Source organism: Nocardia sp. NPDC058518, from assembly GCF_042719655.1.
Lineage (GTDB): Bacteria > Actinomycetota > Actinomycetes > Mycobacteriales > Mycobacteriaceae > Nocardia.
In genome coordinates this window covers 1-20,240 of record NZ_JBHXNJ010000011.1, presented here as the reverse complement: position 1 = coordinate 20,240, position 20,240 = coordinate 1, and the positions used below count along the sequence as shown (strand labels likewise).

Below are 20,240 nucleotides of genomic sequence, written 5' to 3'. Positions count from 1 at the left end.
AGTATCCGCTCCATGTCTTCACCGGGGGCGCAGACCATCACCGTGCGCCATGATGGAACCGAACGAGTCTTCGAAGCGAGTCAGCAGATCACCATGGGCCGCGCGCCCGAGGTCACCCTGTTCGTGGACAGCCCGCTGGTCTCGCGTGTGCACGCCACTCTGCGATTCAGCAACGGCGCCTGGGTACTCGCCGACAACGGAAGCACGAACGGCGTCTTCGTCGACGCGCGCAGGCTGAACCAGCCCGTATCGATCGACCGGCCCACCCAGGTACGCCTGGGTGACGCGATCACCGGGCCGCTGCTGCACCTGGTCCCCGCGGCGCCTGGGGCGCGCCACGCGGCGACCATGGTCGCGCCGCCTTCGCAGCCGCACCAGCAACAGCCGCACCAGCAACAGCCACGTCCGCAGCAGCAGCGACCCGGTTTCCAGCCGCCCTCGCGCCCGCAACAACAGCAACCGCAATACGTGCCCACCTCGCAGCTGCCCGCGCAGCCGCAGGACAACATCAATATGACCCGCCGCGCCGATTCGTCGATGCTGCCGCCGGTCCGCAAGGCCGCCTCGACCGAACCGGTCGCGCGTGGTGACCGGATTCCGCCCGGTGGCCTGAGCATCGGCCGCACCTCGGACAACCAGATCGTGGTGAACGATCCGCTGGCCTCGCGCGCGCACGCGAAGCTGCTGTCCTCGCCCGAGGGCCTGGTGATCGAGGACCTCGGGTCGGCCAACGGCACCTTCGTCAACGGTCACCGCCAGCAGCGCTCGGTGCTGCACGAGCGCGACATCGTCACCATCGGCAATATCGACTTCGTCGTCACCCAGGGCGCGCTGGCGCATCGGCAGAAGCCGGTCGCCGAGCAGGGGCTGTCGGTGCACGGGGTCGGGTTCACGGTCGAGAACAACAAGCAGCTGCTCGTCGATGTGAACATGACGGCGGGGCGGGGAACGCTGACCGCGCTGATCGGACCGTCGGGCGCGGGCAAGTCGACGCTGTCGAAGCTGATCGCGGGCAATACCCAGCCCTCCGGCGGTGTGGTGACCTTCGAGGGTCGCAACCTGCACGCCGAGTACGAGGCGCTGCGTTCGCGCATCGGCATGGTGCCGCAGGACGACGTGCTGCACCGTCAGCTCACCGTCCGCCAGGCGCTCGGCTTCGCCGCCGAGCTGCGGCTGCCGCCCGATACCACCAAGGCCGACCGGCAGAAGGTGATCGACGGTGTGCTGCAAGAGCTTTCGCTCACCCAGCATGCCGACACCCGGGTGGACCGGCTCTCCGGTGGTCAGCGCAAGCGCGCGTCGGTGGCGATGGAGCTGCTCACCGGTCCGTCGCTGCTGATCCTCGACGAGCCCACCTCGGGCCTCGACCCGGCGCTGGATCGGCAGGTCATGCAGATGCTGCGCGAGCTGGCCGACGCCGGTCGCGTGGTGATCGTGGTGACGCACTCGGTCGCCTGCCTGGATATGTGTGATCAGGTGGTGCTGCTCGCGCCCGGTGGTAAGACGGCTTTCGCCGGTCATCCGGGTGGTGTCGGTGCGGCGATGGGGACCAGCGACTGGGCGGAGATCTTCGCCGAGGTCGCGGCCAATCCCGATCAGGCCTTCGCGAAGTATCGGTCCAGGCAGGCGTATGTGCCGCCACCGCCGCCCGCGCAACCGAACCGCGGCAATGTGGGCGCGCCGCCGCAGTCGAACGGGATGCGTCAGTTCTCGACGCTGATCCGAAGACAGCTGCGGCTGATCTTCGCCGACCGCGGGTATCTGGCGTTCCTGGTGGTGCTGCCGTTCATCCTCGGCGCGTTGTCGCTGGTGGTGCCGGGTAGCGACGGGTTCACGGCGGCGCCGCTGGTGCAGCTGCCCGATGGTTCGTTCGGGCGGGCCAGCGGCGGTGAGGCGCAGCAGCTGCTGGTGGTGCTCATCCTCGGCGCGTGCTTCATGGGCGCCACGCTCACGGTGCGTGATCTGGTCGGCGAACGGTCGATCTTCCTGCGGGAACGCGCTGTCGGCCTGCTGCCGTCGGCGTACCTGATGGCCAAGATCGTCGTGTTCAGCGTGACCGCGTTCCTGCAGTCGGCGGTGCTGATCGGCATCACGTTCGTCGGCAAGAAGGCGCCGGGCGAAGGTTCGCTGATCCCGAGCGGCAGCGTCGAGCTGTATTTCGACATCGCGATGACGGCGGTGTGCTGTGTGGTGTTCGGCCTGCTGATGTCGAGCCTGGCCAAGTCCAACGAGCAGGTCATGCCCATGCTCGTGGTCATGATCATGGTGCAGCTGGTGATGGCCGGTGGCCTGATCCCGGTGACCGACCGGGTCGGCCTCGAGCAGGTGTCGTACCTGTTCCCCTCGCGCTGGGGTTACGCGGCGGGTGCGTCGACGGTGGACTTGAAGGAGCTGGTCCTCGGCACGCAGGAGGACTCACTGTGGACCCACTCGATCGGGATCTGGATTCTCGACATCGTGATGCTCATCGTGATCACCTCGATCATCGCGTTGCTCACCTGGAGCCGCCTGCGGCTGAAGAAGTCACAGGCATGAGCGGTCAGCGCCCGGAGGCGGCAGCTCGCGTAACCACGCAGGGCGCCCGAGCATGCCTCGATGAACCCAGCATGATCGGCGAGGTCAGCACCATTTCGGTGGGCAAGATGCGCGTGTCTGTCGCCGACCGGGCACACTTGATCCTGTGACCGTTCGAGTTGGGGCCCTACATCTGGGGTGGGACGTGGTGTCCGTGGCCGCGGGTGGCGGTGCGACCCCGGTCCGCCCGGTACAGGTCGAGGGCACCTACACCCCGCCCGCCTACCTGCTCGCCGATGCCGCGGGCAGGTTGCACACCGCCGGTGTCGACCGGCAGCGACCGGATCTAGGGATGGCGATCGCCGATGTGCGCGACATCCTCGGCCATCCGCAGATCGTGATCGCAGGCGCCACCTGGCCGGCCGAGCTCGTCTTCCGGGCCCGGCTCTACAACCCGCTCGCGGCGATCGGCAAGCATCTGCAGGGCAAGCCGCAGGTGGTCGCGTTGCCGTATCCGGACAGCTGGCCCGAGGACAAGGTCGACGTGTACGCGGCGCTCGTCGAGCAGCTCGACGTGGTCGTGGAACCACTGCCGGAAAGCGTCGCGCTCTCGGGCTATGTGCGCGCGCTCGGCCTGGTCTCCCCGCCCAGCGAGCGCCATCACACCGGCGTCGGCGCCACCGGGATCTACTCCGACGGTCGCGCGCTGCTGGTGGTCGCGGTGCACGGCGACGACGAACAGCCGACCGAATCGACGGAGGTCGCGGTCAGCGCCGAGGCGCTGCGTGATGCCCGCACGGCCGACAACGTGGTGATCGAGGCGATGGCCGCGGCCCGCTCGATCGGCGCCGACACCTCGACGGTGCTGCTGGCGGGCAATGTCTGTTTCAACGACGCGCTGCGCTTCGCCTTCCAGAACCACCTCGGCCAGCGTCTGCACGTGGCCGACCATCCGATGCACGCGCTGGTACTCGGTGCCGCTCATCTGCTGGTCACCGAGCCCGACCTCGATGAAGAAGACGACTACCCGGAGCCGAATCATCCCGGCCAGGCGGCCGCCGCGCAGGTCGGATGGGGTGCCCAGCCCGCGGCGCCGCCCGCCGCGCAGCCGCCGGGGCCCGCTGGGTTCGTCGCCGGTCCGCCTGGCGCGCAGCCGCCGAGGCCCGGTGGTTCGCCGCGGCACGCGCTCGAGCACGACGATGACGACGAGGACCGCCGCGGCAAACTGCTCGGCAAGGTGAAGAAGGGCTTCTTCGGCGCACCGGCCGTGGTCGGCGCGCTGGCGCTGGTCGCGTTCCAGCCCGATCCCGCCGTCGCCACGGCCGCCGAACAGGTGAGCTGCGCGTTCACCCCGTACACGAACACGGTCCCGCGCGCGGGCATCGCGACCGCGCGCGGTGAGCTCGTCGACGACGGCGCCTGCGTCACCCCCGGTATCGACACCCTGCGCTACCTCATCCCAGGCCCGGCGCGGGCGACCGATCCCGGACCGCCGGTAGTGATCTAGCGCCACCACCCGGTCGCCGATCCATCGTGTCCTCGTCGATCGTGATCGGGCATCGCCCGATTGTGGGTCGGTGATGCGTGGCTGGTATCGTTGCCGGTTGGCGTGTGGAACGTCGAACCGTTCGCGGGTCGGCGTCACCTCGATGTCCTGGGTCTCCACCGGCCGCCAGGACAGCCTCGATCCACACATCAGGGCCGGCAACACCGACGACAGACAGGGAACGACTGTGCCTACGTACAGCCCCAAGGCGGGTGACGTGACCCGCAAGTGGTACGTCATCGACGCCACTGACGTAGTCCTCGGCCGTCTCGCCGTGCAGGCCGCTGGCCTGCTGCGCGGCAAGGGCAAGCCGACCTACGCACCCCACGTCGATGGTGGCGACTTCGTCATCATCATCAACGCGGAGAAGGTTGCCATCTCCGGCAACAAGAAGCAGGACAAGCTCATCCACCACCACAGCGGACACCCGGGCGGCCTCAAGTCGCGCACTGTCGGCGAGGTGTTGGCGACCCGTCCCGATCGTCTCGTGGAGAAGGCCGTCAAGGGCATGATCCCGAAGAACAAGCTGGGTAACGCGATCGCGGGCAAGCTGAAGGTCTACGCAGGCCCGAACCACCCCCACGCCGCGCAGCAGCCGGTTCCGTTCGAGATCAAGCAGGTGGCCCAGTGACCGCTCCTGAAGAGTTCGCAGCCGAAGAGTTCGACGTGACCGATGAGGTCGTCGTCGAGATCGTCGAAGACGGCGAAGGCTACGCCGAAGGCGAATACGTCGAAGAAGAGCTGGCTTTCGAGCCGCTCGGCCTCGACCGCCCGGTGCAGACCGTCGGCCGCCGTAAGGAAGCCGTCGTTCGCGTTCGCATGGTGCCCGGTTCGGGCAACTTCGAGCTCAACGGCCGCACCATCGAGGATTACTTCCCGAACAAGGTGCACCAGCAGCTCGTGAAGTCCCCGCTGGTTCTGGTCGAGCGTGTCGAGAACTTCGACATCTTCGCTCGCCTGGTCGGTGGCGGCCCGTCGGGTCAGGCAGGCGCCCTGCGTCTGGCTATCGCCCGCGCGCTGATCGTGGTCACCCCGGACGACCGTCCCGCCCTCAAGCGTGCCGGCTTCCTGACGCGTGACCCGCGTGCCACCGAGCGTAAGAAGTACGGCCTGAAGAAGGCCCGTAAGGCGCCTCAGTACTCGAAGCGCTGATTCAGGCCCTGTCGACCGCCGTCTTCGCTTACTTTGGTTGAGACGGTACGGTCGGCGGAGCACGTGTGCGAGAGCAGGCTTCCAGCACGGCTGGTCGCCTGCTCTCGTGCTGTAAACAGACCATCGACGGGTAGAGGGTTTATGGGACGGCTGTTCGGCACAGACGGTGTTCGCGGGCTCGCCAACGAGTCGCTGAGCCCGGAACTGGCGATGCGCGTCGCGGCTGCGGCAGCGCAGGTGCTCTCGCGCGGCAAGAAGCGCCCGGTCGCGGTGCTCGGTCGCGATCCCCGCGCCAGCGGCGAGATGCTCGAGGCCGCGGTGACCGCGGGCCTGACCTCCGTCGGCGTCGATGTCCTCTCGGTGGGCGTGCTGCCCACCCCGGCCGTGGCCTATCTGACCGGCCTGTACGACGCGTGCTTCGGCGTGATGATCTCCGCCTCGCACAACCCCATGCCCGACAACGGCATCAAGATCTTCGCGGCGGGCGGGCACAAGCTCGACGACGCCATCGAGGCACGGATCGAAGCCCTGATCGCCGAAGGCGTCACCGTGCGCCCGACCGGCGCGGGCATCGGCCGGGTCCGTGGCGACTACACCGTCGAGGGCACGCACGAACGCTATGTCGAGCATCTGCTCGAATCCACCGCGCAGGACCTGTCCGCGCTGACCGTCGTTGTCGACTGCGCGCACGGTGCGGCCGCCGAGGTGGCGCCGCAGGTGTACCGGGAGGCGGGCGCGACGGTGATCGCGATCAACGCCGAACCCAACGGGCTCAACATCAATGACGGTTGCGGTTCGACGCATCTGGACAATGTGCGGCGCGCGGTTCTCGAACACGGTGCCGACCTCGGCATCGCGCTCGACGGTGACGCCGATCGTTGTCTCGCGGTGGACGCCGCGGGCGAGATCGTCGACGGTGACGCGATCATGGCCGTACTCGCGCTGGCGATGCGTGACGCGGGCGAGCTGGTCGACAACACGCTCGTCGCGACCGTGATGAGCAACCTCGGCCTGCACATCGCGATGCGCGCCGCCGAGATCACCGTGATCACCGCCGCTGTCGGCGACCGGTACGTGCTCGAGGAACTGCGGCGCGGTGGGTTCAGCCTGGGTGGGGAACAGTCCGGGCACGTGGTGTTCCCACGGTTCGGCACCACCGGCGACGGGGTGCTCACCGGCCTGCGATTGATGGCGCGGATGGCGCAGACCCGGTCCTCGCTGGCCTCGCTGGCTTCGGTGATGACCACGGTGCCGCAGGTGCTGGTGAACGTCGCGGTGTCGGACAAGGCTGCCGTCGCGGCGGCTCCCGAGGTGCGTGAGGCGGTCGCCGAGGCGGAGCGGATCCTGGGGGAGTCCGGGCGGGTTCTGTTGCGGCCCAGCGGGACCGAGCAGTTGGTGCGGGTGATGGTGGAGGCCACCGATCCGGTGCAGGCGCGTCAGCTGGCCGATGATCTGGCGAAGCAGGTCGCCGCGGTCTAGTCGTCTGGCGGGTCGGGTCCGGGACAACTAGTATCGAGAGACGCCGTAAGGACCTGTGTGCCCGTGGCGCGTGTGTGCTGCTCGGCGCAGGCGGTTATTTTGGCGCGCAGCACGATTCGAAGGGGGCCGATCATGGTTCCGCCGCTGCCTGCCCGCAACTATCAAGATCAGTACCCGTACGAGTACGGCGAAGCCGACCAGCCGCACCGCTGTGGTGGCGCCTGTGGACGACCGGGCTGCCGCGAAGTGCCGCAAGGGTATTCGCCCACGGTGCCGATCCGCGACGAAGGCTACGGCCAGTCCGCGTATGAGCACGTTGCCGAGGCACCACGCGCACACTCGTTCGCGGCGCCACGGGTGCCACGCTCGCGATCGTTCATCGCGGTGGTCGCCGTGCTCGGTGTCACCCTCGGTGCCGGACTGATCGGGGCCAAGCTCGGCTCCGATATTTCGCTGTTCGGTGCAGGCGAACCTGTTGTGGTGCGGTCGTTCTAGAACTGCCCGGCGACGAAACCGCTGAACAGCACTCCGAAACCACCGATCTCGCCCGCGATCAGCCCGTACATCGACAGCCGTAGTTCGGTGGGGACCTGCCCGCCGAACTGGTTGGTGGTGTCGCGGCGCAGCCCGTGCAGGGCGTAACTGGCGATCGCGCCGACGAAGAACGCGAGCACGACCAGGTCAGCTGTCAGGTTGACGATCGTCGGCCAGGCGCTGAGCTCGGTGAACACCGCGAGCAGGATCCCCGCGAAGGAGTACATCAGCGCGGCGCGGTGGGCGATGTCGACGTAGATGTGTGCCGCCCCGGCGACCCGGATGCCGTGGTACTTCCAGACCCCGAGCAGCAAGGCGCTCAGGAAGATGAATCCGGTGATGAGCAGGGTGATCCGGGTGTCGATGCCTAAGAGGGCATCTGAGAACATGCGGATAGCGGCAACGCCGGACGGTTCGTTCACAGTGATGTCAGTGCCTTCTGTCACACTCGTCGATGATGAGCCGCCACACGACTTTCCGGTACTGCCTCGACCCCACGGTCGAGCAGTCCGTCGTGCTGGCCCGTCATGCAGGGGCGGCCCGGTTCGCGTTCAACCAAAGCTTGCGTTTCGTGAAAACTGCGCTCACTATACGCAAAACCCGCCCAGAACATCCTGTGCCGTGGACCCGGTTCGATCTGATCAATGCGTTCAACGCCTGGAAGAAGACAGAAGCTGCTGGGCGGGTCTTCGTCGTCGGCATGGACGGGGCTACAGAAGTTCGGGTAACCGGGTTGGCGTGGCGTACCGAGGTGTGTCAGCAAGTCTTCGAAGAAGCGGCCAGCGACTGCGGTCGTGCTCTGGCCGCGTTCTCGGACTCCAGAAGCGGCAAACGCATGGGTAAGCGTGTCGGGTTTCCCAGATTCAAGAAGAAGACCAAAACTGTTCCGTCGTTTCGGATTCGGAACAAGCAGGCGAAATCCGGAAGGGTGGCGATCCGGGTCGGCGACAACGAGAACGCCCGGTCGGTGACGTTGCCTGGGATCGGTGTGCTCCGGGTGCGTGAGGACACGCGCCGATTGCGGCGGATGCTCACCAAAGGACGGGCGAAGGTTCTCTTTGTCGCAATCTCCTACCGGGCGCGACGGTGGTGGATCAGCCTGACCACTGAAGCATACGAACTGCACCCGGCCCACCATCATCGGCCACGGGAACGCGGCGAGGCAGGTGGGTGGGTCGGGATCGACCGCGGACTGACCGTTTTCGCGGTCGCCGCGACCGCTGACGGGACCGAAGTCGCCCGTATCGATACCGCTCCTCAACCCTTGGCGACCGAGTTGGCCCGGCAACGCCGCCTGGCGAAGTCGGTGTCGCGGAAACAGAGAGGATCACACAACCATCGACAGGCATCGGTAAGGCTGGGACGTCACCATCATCGAGTCGCGAACATTCGCCGTCACTTCGCACATCAGGTCACAAACAGGCTGGTCAAAACCCACGACCGGTTCGTGATCGAAAACCTGAACGTGACGGGGATGCTCGGCAACCATCGGTTGGCACGCGCGATCAGCGATGCAGGATGGGCCGACTTCGCCCGGATCCTGGCCTACAAACAGGAATGGCGTGGTGGCACCATCGCGGTCGCGGATCGTTGGTATCCGTCGAGCAAACGCTGCTCTGCCTGCGGCACGGTCAATCAATCCTTGTCGTTGGCGGATCGAGTGTTCTTTTGTGGGTGCGGGTTTCGTGCTGACCGTGACCACAACGCGGCAATCAATCTTGCGCTGTGGCCGACGATTGAACAGGACTCTTCACGATCCCCGGACCCCCGAGCAGGAGGCCGGGTAAACAATGTCCGCCGACGGGAAGGCGCTGACCGACACCTTGTGGGTGTCGGTGAAACCGTCCCGGTTGACGCGGGAACCGACGTTTGCGCCGCATTCATGGCGTGAACCGACGACGCCCGAGAAGGGCGGTGCCTGAAAACAATCGAGGTTTCCAGGCATGCTTTATTCCTCGGTGAGTAGTCCACCGGACATGTGCCAACGACGGGTCGCACGAACAGAATCCAGCATCCGGCGATCGTGCGTTACCAGAATCAGAGTGCCGGTGAAGGATTCGACCGCCTGCTCGAGCTGTTCGATGGCGGGCAGGTCGAGGTGGTTGGTCGGCTCGTCGAGGACGAGCAGGTTCACCCCGCGTGCCTGGAGCAGGGCGAGGGCGGCGCGGGTGCGTTCGCCGGGGGAGAGGGTGTCGCAGGCGCGGGTCACGTGCGGTCCGCGCAGGCCGAACTTGGCCAGCAGCGTGCGGACTTCGGCGTCGGGCCAGTCGGGCATCGCCGCGGCGAAGGTACCGGCCAGCGCGTCCTTACCGCGGAACAGCCCGCGGGCCTGGTCGACCTCGCCGATCTCGACACCGGAACCCAGTGCGGCGGAACCGGAATCGGGTGCGATCTTGCCGAGCAGCAGTCCGAGCAGGGTCGACTTGCCCGAGCCGTTGGCGCCGGTGAGCACGATCCGGTCGGCCCAGTCGATCTGGGTGGTGATCGGGCCGAGGGTGAACTCGCCGCGTGCGAGGGTGGCGTTGTTGGCTGTCGCGACGACCGCGCCGCTGCGGGGCGCGGTCGCGATCTCCATCCGCAGTTCCCATTCCTTGCGCGGCTCGTCGACCACGTCGAGGCGTTCGATGCGGCGCTGGGTCTGGCGGGCCTTGGCGGCCTGCTTCTCGGTGGATTCCGCGCGGGTCTTGCGGCCCATCTTGTCGGAGTCGTTCTTGCCCTTGCGGCGGGCATTGCGCACGCCGTGCTCGAGCCAGTTGCGCTGCATCTGCGCGCGCGACTCCAAACCCGCTTTGGTGTCGGCGAATTCGTCGTAGGCCTCGCGGGCGTGCTTGCGGGCGATCTCGCGTTCGGCGAGGTAGGCGTCGTAGCCGCCGTCGTAGAAGCCTGTCTGCTGCTGAGCCAGATCGAGTTCGAGGACGCTGTTGACGGTGCGCGCCAAGAACTCCCGATCGTGGCTGATCACCATCAGCGGCACCCGCACGCCGGTGACGAACCGTTCCAGCCGGTCGAGGCCGTCGAGGTCGAGGTCGTTGGTCGGCTCGTCGAGTAGCAGAATGTCGAAGCGCGACAACAGCACCGAGGCCAACCCCGCACGAGCCGCCTGCCCGCCGGACAGGCCCGTCATCGGGGTGTCGAGCCCACTGGCCAAGCCGTTGGTCAGCCCCAGATCCGCGGCGACCTCTTCGGCGCGCTGATCGAGATCCGCGCCGCCGAGTGCCAGCCAATGTTCCAGCGCGGGTGAGTAATCGTCGTCACCACCGTCGCCCAGCCGTTCCGCTGCCGCGTCCATCACCTGCTGGGCGTGCGCGACCCCGGTTCGGCGCGAAAGGAACTCGAGCACCGTCTCGCCCGCGATGCGCTCCGGTTCCTGCGTCAGGTAGCCGACGGTCGCGTCGGGCGGGCTCAGCGCGATGGTGCCCTCGCCCGGCTCCCGCTCGGCCAGCATCCGCAGCAGCGTCGACTTGCCCGCACCGTTCACCCCGACCAACCCGATCACATCGCCGGGGGCGAGAGTGAAATCGAGGTCGGCGAACAGGGTCCGTTCGGCGTGCCCCGCGGACAGGCCGCTGGCGTGCAATGTCGTGCTCACCTCGACAATTGTGCCCGTCTCGGGGTCTGACCCTGAGGTCGGGGCCTGTCGAAATCAGGGTGCGGATGGGTCTGTGGACCGATGCGGGTGGGGGTGCCGCGCGGGCACAGTGGAGACATCACCGCTCCACAGGAAGGCAACAACATGACCGCCCCCGCCCGCCGCCTCACCCGTTCGACCAGCAACAAGTGGATCGCAGGCGTCTGCGGTGGCCTCGCCGAACGCTACGGCTGGAACCCCAACATCGTCCGCCTGGTCTTCGTCGTCTCCTGCCTGCTGCCCGGCCCCCAGTTCCTGATCTACCTGGCGATGTGGATCCTCATTCCCAAGAAGTAGCCCCGAACCCCGCGGCACCCGCTCGCGGATGACAAGATGGTGGCAACCCCGCCACGTCGTCATCCGCGAGTTTCCCGTTGGAGGAGCAGTCATGGTCACCTCGGGTGAGTTCCCCGGCCTCGGCCTACCCGACATCGACGCCCACTCGTCCCTGGGCGGCCTCGGCCCCGTCGAGCTGAACAACCCATCCCTCGACCTCGACCACGACGGCGTCGTCGACTCCCTCTCCACCAGCGACACCGACTCGACCAGCATCTGGTCCGACTACGACCACGACGGTCTCGCCGACCACGTCACCGTCGTCGAGGAAGACGGCGACTACGCCGCCTGGGAGTACCACCGCCATCCCGACGGCACGTCGGAGTGGCGGCGGACCGATCAGGGGAACCTGGAGAAGTAGCGCACGAGGGTGCCGCTGTGATCGAATCCGAGCACAGCGGCATTCGTCGTGTGATCGTGGAACCGATCCGGGTCTTGGCGCGTCTAAGAAGACAGGGAGTCTTCCGGACGGTGGGGGACGGCAACGGGATCCGGAACGGAGGGGACGTAATGGGGTACTCGAACACACTGGGCGTGCAGACAGGTGAGCTCGGGCAGTTGGGCAACGACATGAAGATGTCGGGCGGCGCGGTCAAGGACACCGTGAAGCGCATCTCCGACAACAAGTTCGGCTCCGGAGACGCGGGAAAGAACTACGTCGCCGAGGGAAAGACCGTCACGGCCGGCATCGATGTGGCGATCGCGTGGCTGAACAACTGGAGCTCGGCCACGACAGCCATCGGCGATGCGATCGGTGCTTCGTCGATCGCGTACTCCAACACCGACGACGAGAACAAGAAGCAGACCGACAAGGCCGGGCAGGCACTGAAGTGAGCGACGAAGGACACGTGAGAGTCGGCCGATGACGGTGTTGAACAGCCCCGTAGAGGGCATACGCGGACAGAACGTCGATTCGCTCCTCGACGACGGTGCATCGGGGCTGCAATATTTCATCCAGCTGCTCCCCATGTACATCAAGGCGTTCGAGAAGTGCAGCCACACCGAAGCCCAGATCTGCGACAAGTACGACGAACAGCGCGGTATGAATCTGGACAAGCTGGCCGACACCGCCGAAGCCTTGTACAACGCTCTGCAGGTCTCCGATACGCAATGGGGTGTGCAGCAGGGGCTTTCGCAGAAGATGTCGACGGTGTGGAGCAGCGGCTCTGCCGCGGAGGCCGCATCGACGATGCTCGGGCAACAGCTGACGCTGGCTACTGAGGACCGCGCGAAGCTGACCACGGCGGTGGAAGCGTTCGCCACCGCAACGACCAAATTGCGTGGGCTGGTCACCACTAAGAAAGACTGGGTCAAGGCCCTGGTCACTGGTAATCAGGTGTTGGTCGGGGGAAAGACCGTCGCCGACATCGACCGGATGATCGAGGAAACTGATATTTGGGATGTCGGGACGATCGGCGTCGGTGTCGTCGCGTCGGTCATCCCCGGCTTGGGTTCCGCCTATTCCGCGAAGACGGCATACGACAAACAGCAATCCGAAGCGTGGTTGAAGGATGTCTTCAAACCGGACTTCGACGGCAAGCTGACGAACTTCCTCTCTCTGTGCTCGAACACCGATGACACCGTCAAACTGGCGTACGGGGTACTGACGACGGCGACCAACGCGCTGGACAGCGGGGCGTACCCGCGGCCGGCAGGCACTGTCACCGCCGACGGGACCACTCCCGCGGGCACCACTCCCGCCGGCACCACGCCGACCACGACAACGCCGGCTACGACAACGACGCCGACCACTACAACACCGACGACGACAACGCCCACAACGACAACGCCGTCCACGACGACCGACGACACGATCAGCGAGATCGTCAGCACTGTCACCGAGGCCGCCACGGAGCTGTTGACGACAGCTGCCAGCACGCTCAGCGAGAACATGGACACCATCACGTCCACGATCACCGAAGGTATCGAGAACGCGGTCGGGCAGCTCGAATCCGTGTTCCAGGATGCCGACGGCGACGGGGTGCCGGACGTCGTCGATGGCAAATCCGCGGAGTTCGACGTGGCCGGTAACAATGTCAAGGTCGAGATGGGCGAGGACGGCAACCTGAAGATGGTCGTCACCGGCGCCGACGGCCAGTCCACCGAGTACGGCATGACGATCGGCGCCGACGGACAGCCGGTCATCACGACCGAGAGTGGCGAACCCATCGGCGACGGTGAAGCGGCTGGCGACGGTGAAGCGACCGGCGACGACTCGGCGACCGAAGGCGTCGTCGGTGATGGCACGCCGAGCTCCGGCTCAGGAACCGCCGAGCAGGGCGGCACGCCCGCCTCGAGCATGCCGGGCATGTCGGGTGCCACCAAGCGCGAAGACGACGGCGAGCACTACTCGCAGCCGCTGCCTGCCGGTGACACCGAAGAACCGGTCGACACCGGTGCCGTTCTGGCAGAGGCGGGCCCGCTGTGATCGTCCGCTCATCCGTTGAGGAGCCCCGCCCATGAACTACGCCATGGAACTCGAACAGATCTTCGGCGAGCACGCGCGACGCACGCGGATCCTGCATCAGGAACTCGACGAGATCAATCGCGCGACCGCCGACCGAGACCGCGACCATGCCGAACGCAGGGCCGCCGGTCTGGAACGGGTGCTCGCGCAGGCCGAGGAGGACGAGAAGGCGAGGGTGGCGGCCGAACAGCGCCAGGCAGAGCTCGACCGCCTCGAAGCCGAGGCGCAGGAGCAGCGCGACGCCATTGCTCGAGCGGCGGCAGCTCGCCGTGCGAACGATGTAGTCGCGCCTTATGACGACGACGATCCCGAAGCGGAGTATTACCAGCGCAAGAGCTGGTTGGTCTGAGTCCACGGCGCGGCGCCGGATCCGGGGTGGCGTCGCGCGGGAAGCCGGAGCGACAGGGCGCCCGGCTTCCGGTCGGATCGGCGCTCGAGCAGTGCGGATTCGGCACCCGGCGGTGGGCGCCATTGTTGGATAGGATGGCGCCGCCGACACGTGGGTAGGGGTGGCTATGGTCGAGTTCGTTGCCGGGTATGCGGTTGAGCGGGTGCTCGGGCAGGGTGGGATGGGGACGGTGTATCTGGCCCGGCATCCTCGGTTGCCTCGGTCGGTGGCGTTGAAGTTGCTGGATGAGAACATGTTCGGGGACGTGGAGGTGCAGGCGCGGTTTCAGCGGGAGGCTGATCTCGCCGCACGGCTCGACCATCCGAACATCGTCGCGGTGTACGACCGCGGGGTGGCGGGGAATCGGCCCTGGATCGCGATGCAGTACGTGCGGGGGGCCGACGCGGCCGCGGTCGGGGTGTTCGAGCCGATGCGGGCGGTGCGGGTGGTGTCCGAGGTTGCCACCGCACTCGATTTCGCGCATACACACGGCGTGCTACACCGTGACATCAAGCCCGGCAACATCCTGCTCGGCGAATCGGTGCACGGGCTGCCGGAGCGAGTGCTGCTCGCCGATTTCGGAATCGCGCGTCTGCGTGTCGATCAGAGTCCGCTCACGCGCACCGGATCGTTCACCGCCACCCTGGCGTTCGCGTCTCCCGAACAGCTGGCGGCATCGGCGCTCGATCCCCGATGCGACCAATACTCGCTGGCCTGTACCTTTTTCGCGATGCTGACGGGCACGGCGCCCTTCAGCGCGGCGAACCCGGTGATGGTGATCCAGTCGCATATGTCCGCGCCGCCGCCATCGATCGTGCGCCTCCGGCCGGACTTGCCGTTGGCGTTGGATGCGGTGCTGGCCAGGGCGATGGCCAAGCGTCCGGCTGACAGGTTCGCTTCCTGCGGGGAGTTCGTGGACGCGGTGCGGCGCGCGTTCGAGGTGCCGGGCGACATGTCGAGTCCGGGGGCCGCGACCGAGGTGTCAGCGGGTGCGCACCGATCGGTCGAGCCCGTGCCGGTGGCGCTCGGTCCTGTTGCACTCCTGCCGGATACGGCGCCGCGACCCGCGATGACGACGGCGGTCGCCGTGGTCGATCGTGCGGCAGTCGACTCCGGGCCCGTTCGGCCGCCTGTCGTCAAAGGCAGGCCGGGGTGGGTCGCGATGACTGCGCAGCACGACGTCGGCGCGCCCGGCCTCCCGGATCATGAACCGCCGCTACAACGACGGCAGATCTTGGCCTTGGTCTACGTGGCAGTGCTTGCCGTGCTGTTCGTCCTGGTCTTCACCGACATCACCAACTGGTAGGTGACGCGGATTTCTAGCCGCGGATCAGTTTGGCGACCGTGCCGATGGACAGCTTCGGCGCCTCGACCTCTACCTCGGCGTGCGGGTCGACCACCTTCGTATGGGGGATCTCGGCTTCCGGGTCGGCGAAGACCGCGTACTTCTTGTCGGCCATGAGGGTGGCGAGGAGGTAGCCGGTGACCAGGGCTCGGGTGGTCTTGTCGGTTTTGTGTTCGTAGCGGCCCGCGCCGAGGGCGGCGAAGAGGCGGCGGCCTTCGATGATGCCGTTGTGGGAGGCGCCGCTGATGGTGCGCAGGATCGACGGGCCCGACCAAGCGGTGGCGAGGGCGCGGGCGTTGGAGCTGACCGAGTCGAGGTCGTCGCCGGTCAGGATCAGGGCGCGCGTGTCGATGTCGGGGGCGATGTTCTCAGCGGCGGGGGAGGTGGGGGCCGGGAAGAGCGCGACTACGGCGGCTACCCGGCGTTGAGCTGCGGCGATCACGGCGGCACCGGCTCCCATGCCGTGGCCCGCGAGGGCAAGGCGGTCTGGGTGGACGCTGATGGTGCCGTCACCGAGACGGACCTTGCTGACGATGTCGAGCGTGGTGAGCAAGTCGGTGCCGAGGTCCAGATGTGACGGGATCGGGCCGCGCTCGGTGTCGGGCGCGGCGACCACGAAACCCCACGACGCGATGTGCTCGAGCAGGCTCTTGTAGTTCTCGGCGCTGGTCAGCCAGCCGTGCGCGAACGCGACAGCGGGCAGGTTCAGTCCGGACTCGGGCGTGTACACCACACCCGGCTGACCTGCGATCCCTAAATTCCCACGCAGCACCCGGTGGGGGCCGCGCACGGACAGGGTGCTCAGGAGCGATTTTGCAGACACCGACACGGCGAGAAGAGTATCCGATCAGTAGGGTGGGGGACCATGTGCGGAATCGTGGGGTACGTCGGATACCGGGATGCGCTCGGCGTTGTCGTCGACGCGCTGCGACGCATGGAGTATCGCGGATACGACTCGGCGGGGGTCGCGATCCTCGACGGAAACGGCGCTATCGCGGTCGAACGTAAGGCCGGGCGGCTGGCCAATCTGGAAGCCGAACTGGGCGAGGCGGGGACCGAGCGTTTCGCCGGGTCGACCGGCATGGGCCACACCCGCTGGGCCACCCACGGCGCGCCGACCGACCGCAACGCGCACCCACACCGCGACGTCTCCGCCAAGCTCGCCGTCGTCCACAACGGCATCATCGAGAACTTCGCACCGCTGCGCCGCGAGCTCGAGGACGCGGGCGTGGAGCTGCTCAGCGACACCGATACCGAGGTCGCGGTGCACCTGGTTTCGCGCGCCTACGCCGAAGGACCGACCGCCGGTGACTTCACCGCGAGCGCGCTGGCCGTGCTGCGGCGTCTCGAAGGCGCGTTCACGCTGGTGTTCACTCATGCCGATCATCCCGGCACGATCGTCGCGGCCCGCCGGTCGACGCCGCTGGTCGTCGGGGTCGGCGAGGGCGAGATGTTCATCGCCTCCGATGTCACCGCGTTCATCGAGCACACTCGCGAGGCGGTCGAGCTCGGCCAGAACCAGGCCGTGGTGATCACCAAGGACGGCTACAGCGTCACCGACTTCGCGGGCAACACCGACGGTGTCCTCAGCAGGCCGTTCACCATCGACTGGGACCTCGCCGCCGCCGAGAAGGGCGGCCACGACTACTTCATGCTCAAGGAGATCGAAGAGCAGCCCACCGCGGTCGCCGACACTCTGCTCGGTCATTTCGTCGTCGACGAGAAGGGCGGCCGGATCGTCCTGGACGAACAGCGCCTCGCCGATCAGGAGCTGCGCGAGTTCGACAAGGTGTTCGTCGTCGCGTGTGGCAGTTCGTATCACTCGGGACTGCTCGCCAAGTACGCGATCGAGCACTGGACCCGGGTGCCCGTGGAAGTGGAGCTGGCCAGCGAATTCCGTTACCGCGACCCGGTTCTCGACCGGTCGACGCTGGTGGTGGCGATCTCGCAGTCCGGTGAAACCGCGGACACCCTCGAGGCGGTGCGCCACGCCAAGGAGCAGAAGGCCCGGGTGCTGGCGATCTGCAACACCAACGGGGCGCAGATCCCGCGCGAATCCGACGCGGTGATCTACACGCGGACCGGGCCCGAGATCGGTGTCGCGTCGACCAAGGCGTTCCTGGCGCAGGTGGCCGCCAACTATCTGGTGGGTCTGGCGCTGGCCCAGGCACGCGGGACCAAATACCCCGACGAGGTGGCTCGCGAGTTCGCCGAGCTCGAGTCGATGCCGAAGCTGATCGCCCGGGTGCTCGAAACCGCGCCGCAGGTGCGGGCCATCGCGCGCGAGCTGGCGCACGTGCCGACGGTGCTGTTCCTCGGCCGCCATGTGGGCTACCCGGTGGCGCTGGAAGGCGCGCTCAAGCTCAAGGAACTGGCCTACATGCACGCCGAGGGGTTCGCCGCGGGCGAGCTCAAGCACGGGCCGATCGCGCTGATCGAAGAAGGTCTGCCGGTGATCGTGGTGATGCCGTCGCCGAAGGGGCGCGCGGTGCTGCATTCCAAGCTGCTCAGCAACATTCGCGAGATCCAGGCGCGCGGGGCCCGCACGATCGTGATCGCCGAAGAGGGCGACGGCACGGTGCGGCCCTTCGCCGACGACCTGATCGAGATCCCGGCCGCGCCCACGCTGTACCAGCCGCTGCTGTCCACAGTGCCGCTGCAGATCTTCGCCGCCGAGGTGGCGCAGACGCTGGGCTACGACGTGGACAAGCCACGCAACCTGGCCAAGTCGGTCACCGTCGAATAAGGCTGCGTGCCGGCCTCGTCGCGCGGCCGGCCGGGTCACTTGACCGTGATGCTGCCGCGCATGTCCGGGTGCAGGGTGCACATGTAGCGGTAGGTGCCGGGCTGGGTGAAGGTGTAGGACCATTCGCCCTTGTCGATGATGGGGCTGTTGAGGCCCATCGCCTTGTCGCCGATGCCCTGCACGTTGTGCGGGACCTTGTCGGAGAACTTCCAGGTGACCGTCTCGCCGACCTTGATGGTGGCGTCGGCGGGGGCGTATTCCATGCCGCCGACCTCGACCGTGAGGTTGGTCGGTGCGTGTTGTTGGGTGGTGGTCGAGGTGCTGACCGGGCGGGGTTTGCGGGTTGTGGTGGTGGCGGCGTTTCCCGAGTCGCCGGAACAGCCGGCGGACAACAGGGCGGCGGCCACGACGAATCCGGCGACAAACCGGGCGGATGCGGCGCGGTGACGAACCATCGACATGGGTGTGGAGCGTAGTCTGCGAGCGATCCTGGGCCGGTCGGCGGCCCGTTCGGGCAGCTGGGAGGCGACTATGTCGGATCGGCGTGGCTACTACACCGTCGACGAGGTTCGGGCGGCGGAAGCCGAGCTGTTCACGCGGGTGCCTGCGGGAATGCCGATGCGGCGGGCGGCTTTCGGGCTGACGGGGGTGGTTGTCGACGAATTGCGTTCGCGGACCGGTGGAGTGGCCGGTCGGGCGGTGGGGTTGCTTGTGGGGTCGGGGGACAACGGTGGGGATGCGTTGTGGGCGGGGGCCTTTCTGCGGCGGCGAGGGGTTCGGGTATCGGCCGTCCTGTTGAATCCTGAACGGGCTCATGGGGAGGGGCTTGCTGCCTTGCGGGCGGCTGGGGGACGGGTGGTCGATCGGCTCGATGCTGTTGATCTGGTGATCGATGGGATCGTGGGGATTTCCGGGCGTGGTCCGTTGCGGCCCGAGGCTGCGGAAATTGTTGCTGCTTTGAATGTTCCGATCATCGCGGCTGATCTGCCCAGTGGGGTTGATCCCGATACGGGGGCGGTGGACGGGCCCGCGGTGACGGCGGATGTGACGGTCGCGTTCGGGGCCTTCAAGCCGGTGCATGCACTGGCTGTGCCGCACTGTGGGCGAATTGTATTGGTGCCGATCGGGTTAGAGCTTGCGGAAGCTGGGCTGGTGCAGCTCGATCCGGGGGCGGTGGGGGCTGGTTGGCCGGTTCCGGGGCCTGCTGATGACAAATACAGCCAGGGGGTGACGGGAGTTTGTGCGGGGAGTTCGAAGTATCCGGGGGCTGGGGTGCTGTGTACGGGGGCGGCGGTGGTGGCTACTTCGGGGCTGGTTCGGTATGTGGGGACTGATACCGAGGTGTTGGAGAAGTTTCCGGAAGTTGTTGCCAGTACTTCGATTTCGGAGGCGGGGCGGGTGCAGGCTTGGGTGTTCGGGCCGGGCGGGGGTACCGATCCGGGGGCGCGGGATCGGTTGGCCGAGGTGCTTGCTACTGATCTGCCGGTGCTTGTCGATGCGGATGGGTTGACGATTCTTTCCACTGAGCCCGGGCTGGTTCGCGGGCGCTCGGCTCCGACGGTGCTTACGCCGCATGCGGGGGAATTCGCGCGGTTGACCGGTGCGGTGGTGGGGGCTGATCGGGTGGGGGCGGTGCGTCAGCTGGCTGAGGAGTGGGGGGTGACTGTGCTGTTGAAGGGGCGGGCGACGGTTGTTGCCTCGCCGGGGGAAGCGGCATTTGTGAATGACGCGGGTGGGGATTGGGCTGCTACTGCGGGGTCGGGGGATGTGTTGTCGGGGGTTATCGGGGCGTTGCTTGCTGCGGGGCGGGAGCCGGGGTGGGCTGCTGCTGCGGGGGCTCGGGTGCATGCTCTGGCGGCTAACTTGGCTGCTTATGAGGGGTGGGATGCGGGGGCGCCTATTTCTGCTACGCCTTTGCTCGGGCATGTTCGGGGGGCGGTGCGGGTGTTGCGGGAGGTCGGTGGGGGATCAGAGGCCTGGTAGTCCCAGGCAGGTTTGACGCTGTGTTTATTGGCGCGCTGGCGCGCGCGTGTCCGCGGCCCCGAGGGGCCGCCGGTTAGGCGCCGCGGAATCGCTCCTTCGTCGCATCTCCGCGGCGCCTAACC

General features: G+C 67.1%; 20 protein-coding genes. 16 read left to right on the top strand and 4 right to left on the bottom strand.

Going from position 1 to position 20,240, the window contains the following annotated elements; genetic code table 11:
* The first annotated feature begins 12 nt into the window (after positions 1–12).
* The 7 genes from ACFWPX_RS19880 to ACFWPX_RS19850 all read left to right on the top strand — a co-directional run bounded on the left by ACFWPX_RS19880 (position 13) and on the right by ACFWPX_RS19850 (position 7,186).
* A complete protein-coding gene (locus tag ACFWPX_RS19880) occupies positions 13–2,535 on the top strand; it encodes an ATP-binding cassette domain-containing protein (RefSeq protein ID WP_378928641.1) in 2,523 nt (840 codons plus the stop codon).
* Complete coding sequence (locus tag ACFWPX_RS19875) at positions 2,532–2,684, top strand: hypothetical protein (protein WP_378918971.1); 153 nt, start codon at positions 2,532–2,534, stop codon at positions 2,682–2,684. The genes ACFWPX_RS19880 and ACFWPX_RS19875 overlap by 4 nt, the downstream gene beginning before the upstream one ends.
* Positions 2,681–4,021 (top strand): hypothetical protein, encoded by a 1,341-nt coding sequence (locus tag ACFWPX_RS19870; RefSeq protein ID WP_378928640.1) that lies wholly within the window; start codon positions 2,681–2,683, stop codon positions 4,019–4,021. Before ACFWPX_RS19875 ends, ACFWPX_RS19870 begins: the two co-directional genes overlap by 4 nt.
* A gap of 226 nt (positions 4,022–4,247) precedes the next feature.
* The gene (rplM, locus tag ACFWPX_RS19865) at positions 4,248–4,691 is read left to right on the top strand and encodes a 50S ribosomal protein L13 (protein WP_194825954.1); all 444 of its coding nucleotides are present in this window, start codon (positions 4,248–4,250) and stop codon (positions 4,689–4,691) included.
* Positions 4,688–5,212, top strand: coding sequence for a 30S ribosomal protein S9 (gene rpsI / locus ACFWPX_RS19860; RefSeq protein ID WP_266296589.1), 525 nt, complete (start codon positions 4,688–4,690; stop codon positions 5,210–5,212). Before rplM ends, rpsI begins: the two co-directional genes overlap by 4 nt.
* A gap of 141 nt (positions 5,213–5,353) precedes the next feature.
* Positions 5,354–6,691: a phosphoglucosamine mutase gene (glmM, locus tag ACFWPX_RS19855; RefSeq protein ID WP_378928639.1), complete on the top strand. Its 1,338-nt coding sequence runs from the start codon at positions 5,354–5,356 to the stop codon at positions 6,689–6,691.
* Positions 6,692–6,823: 132 nt separating this feature from the next.
* Positions 6,824–7,186, top strand: a complete 363-nt coding sequence (locus tag ACFWPX_RS19850) for a hypothetical protein (protein ID WP_378928638.1) — start codon at positions 6,824–6,826, stop codon at positions 7,184–7,186.
* Here the strand turns inward: ACFWPX_RS19850 and ACFWPX_RS19845 are convergent.
* A complete protein-coding gene (locus tag ACFWPX_RS19845) occupies positions 7,183–7,614 on the bottom strand; it encodes a hypothetical protein (protein ID WP_378928735.1) in 432 nt (143 codons plus the stop codon). The genes ACFWPX_RS19850 and ACFWPX_RS19845 overlap by 4 nt on opposite strands.
* Before the next feature lie 68 nt (positions 7,615–7,682).
* On the opposite strand from ACFWPX_RS19845, the gene ACFWPX_RS19840 reads away from it, so the two are divergent.
* Positions 7,683–9,116: an RNA-guided endonuclease InsQ/TnpB family protein gene (locus ACFWPX_RS19840; protein ID WP_378928637.1), complete on the top strand. Its 1,434-nt coding sequence runs from the start codon at positions 7,683–7,685 to the stop codon at positions 9,114–9,116.
* Positions 9,117–9,173: 57 nt separating this feature from the next.
* On the opposite strand, the gene ACFWPX_RS19835 is transcribed toward ACFWPX_RS19840, so the two are convergent.
* The gene (locus tag ACFWPX_RS19835; RefSeq protein ID WP_378928636.1) at positions 9,174–10,814 is read right to left on the bottom strand and encodes an ABC-F family ATP-binding cassette domain-containing protein; all 1,641 of its coding nucleotides are present in this window, start codon (positions 10,812–10,814) and stop codon (positions 9,174–9,176) included.
* Between the two features lie 144 nt (positions 10,815–10,958).
* Between ACFWPX_RS19835 and ACFWPX_RS19830 the strand changes: the two genes are divergently transcribed.
* The 6 genes from ACFWPX_RS19830 (at position 10,959) to ACFWPX_RS19805 (ending at position 15,350) form a co-directional block, all read left to right on the top strand.
* Positions 10,959–11,150 carry a PspC domain-containing protein gene (locus ACFWPX_RS19830; protein ID WP_378928635.1) on the top strand — a complete coding sequence of 64 codons (192 nt, stop codon included), beginning with the start codon at positions 10,959–10,961 and terminating at the stop codon, positions 11,148–11,150.
* A gap of 91 nt (positions 11,151–11,241) precedes the next feature.
* The gene (locus tag ACFWPX_RS19825) at positions 11,242–11,550 is read left to right on the top strand and encodes a DUF6802 family protein (RefSeq protein ID WP_378918953.1); all 309 of its coding nucleotides are present in this window, start codon (positions 11,242–11,244) and stop codon (positions 11,548–11,550) included.
* 17 nt (positions 11,551–11,567) lie between these two features.
* Positions 11,568–12,023, top strand: coding sequence for a hypothetical protein (locus ACFWPX_RS19820; RefSeq protein WP_378928634.1), 456 nt, complete (start codon positions 11,568–11,570; stop codon positions 12,021–12,023).
* 28 nt (positions 12,024–12,051) lie between these two features.
* Positions 12,052–13,617, top strand: coding sequence for a hypothetical protein (locus tag ACFWPX_RS19815; protein WP_378928633.1), 1,566 nt, complete (start codon positions 12,052–12,054; stop codon positions 13,615–13,617).
* A gap of 31 nt (positions 13,618–13,648) precedes the next feature.
* Positions 13,649–14,005 carry a hypothetical protein gene (locus ACFWPX_RS19810; protein ID WP_378928632.1) on the top strand — a complete coding sequence of 119 codons (357 nt, stop codon included), beginning with the start codon at positions 13,649–13,651 and terminating at the stop codon, positions 14,003–14,005.
* Positions 14,006–14,171: 166 nt separating this feature from the next.
* Entirely contained in the window at positions 14,172–15,350 is a 1,179-nt protein-coding gene (locus ACFWPX_RS19805) for a serine/threonine-protein kinase (RefSeq protein WP_378928631.1), read from the top strand.
* Between the two features lie 13 nt (positions 15,351–15,363).
* Here ACFWPX_RS19805 and ACFWPX_RS19800 read toward each other — a convergent pair whose 3' ends face one another.
* Entirely contained in the window at positions 15,364–16,218 is an 855-nt protein-coding gene (locus tag ACFWPX_RS19800; RefSeq protein ID WP_378928630.1) for a dienelactone hydrolase family protein, read from the bottom strand.
* Between the two features lie 36 nt (positions 16,219–16,254).
* Here ACFWPX_RS19800 and glmS point away from each other — a divergent pair, with 36 nt between their 5' ends.
* On the top strand, positions 16,255–18,135 hold the full coding sequence (glmS, locus tag ACFWPX_RS19795; protein WP_378928629.1) for a glutamine--fructose-6-phosphate transaminase (isomerizing): 1,881 nt from the start codon (positions 16,255–16,257) through the stop codon (positions 18,133–18,135).
* A 35-nt stretch (positions 18,136–18,170) separates the two neighbouring features.
* Here glmS and ACFWPX_RS19790 read toward each other — a convergent pair whose 3' ends face one another.
* A complete protein-coding gene (locus ACFWPX_RS19790; protein ID WP_378918940.1) occupies positions 18,171–18,596 on the bottom strand; it encodes a plastocyanin/azurin family copper-binding protein in 426 nt (141 codons plus the stop codon).
* 70 nt (positions 18,597–18,666) lie between these two features.
* Between ACFWPX_RS19790 and ACFWPX_RS19785 the strand changes: the two genes are divergently transcribed.
* Positions 18,667–20,118 (top strand): bifunctional ADP-dependent NAD(P)H-hydrate dehydratase/NAD(P)H-hydrate epimerase, encoded by a 1,452-nt coding sequence (locus ACFWPX_RS19785; protein WP_378928628.1) that lies wholly within the window; start codon positions 18,667–18,669, stop codon positions 20,116–20,118.
* Positions 20,119–20,240: the final 122 nt, after the last annotated feature.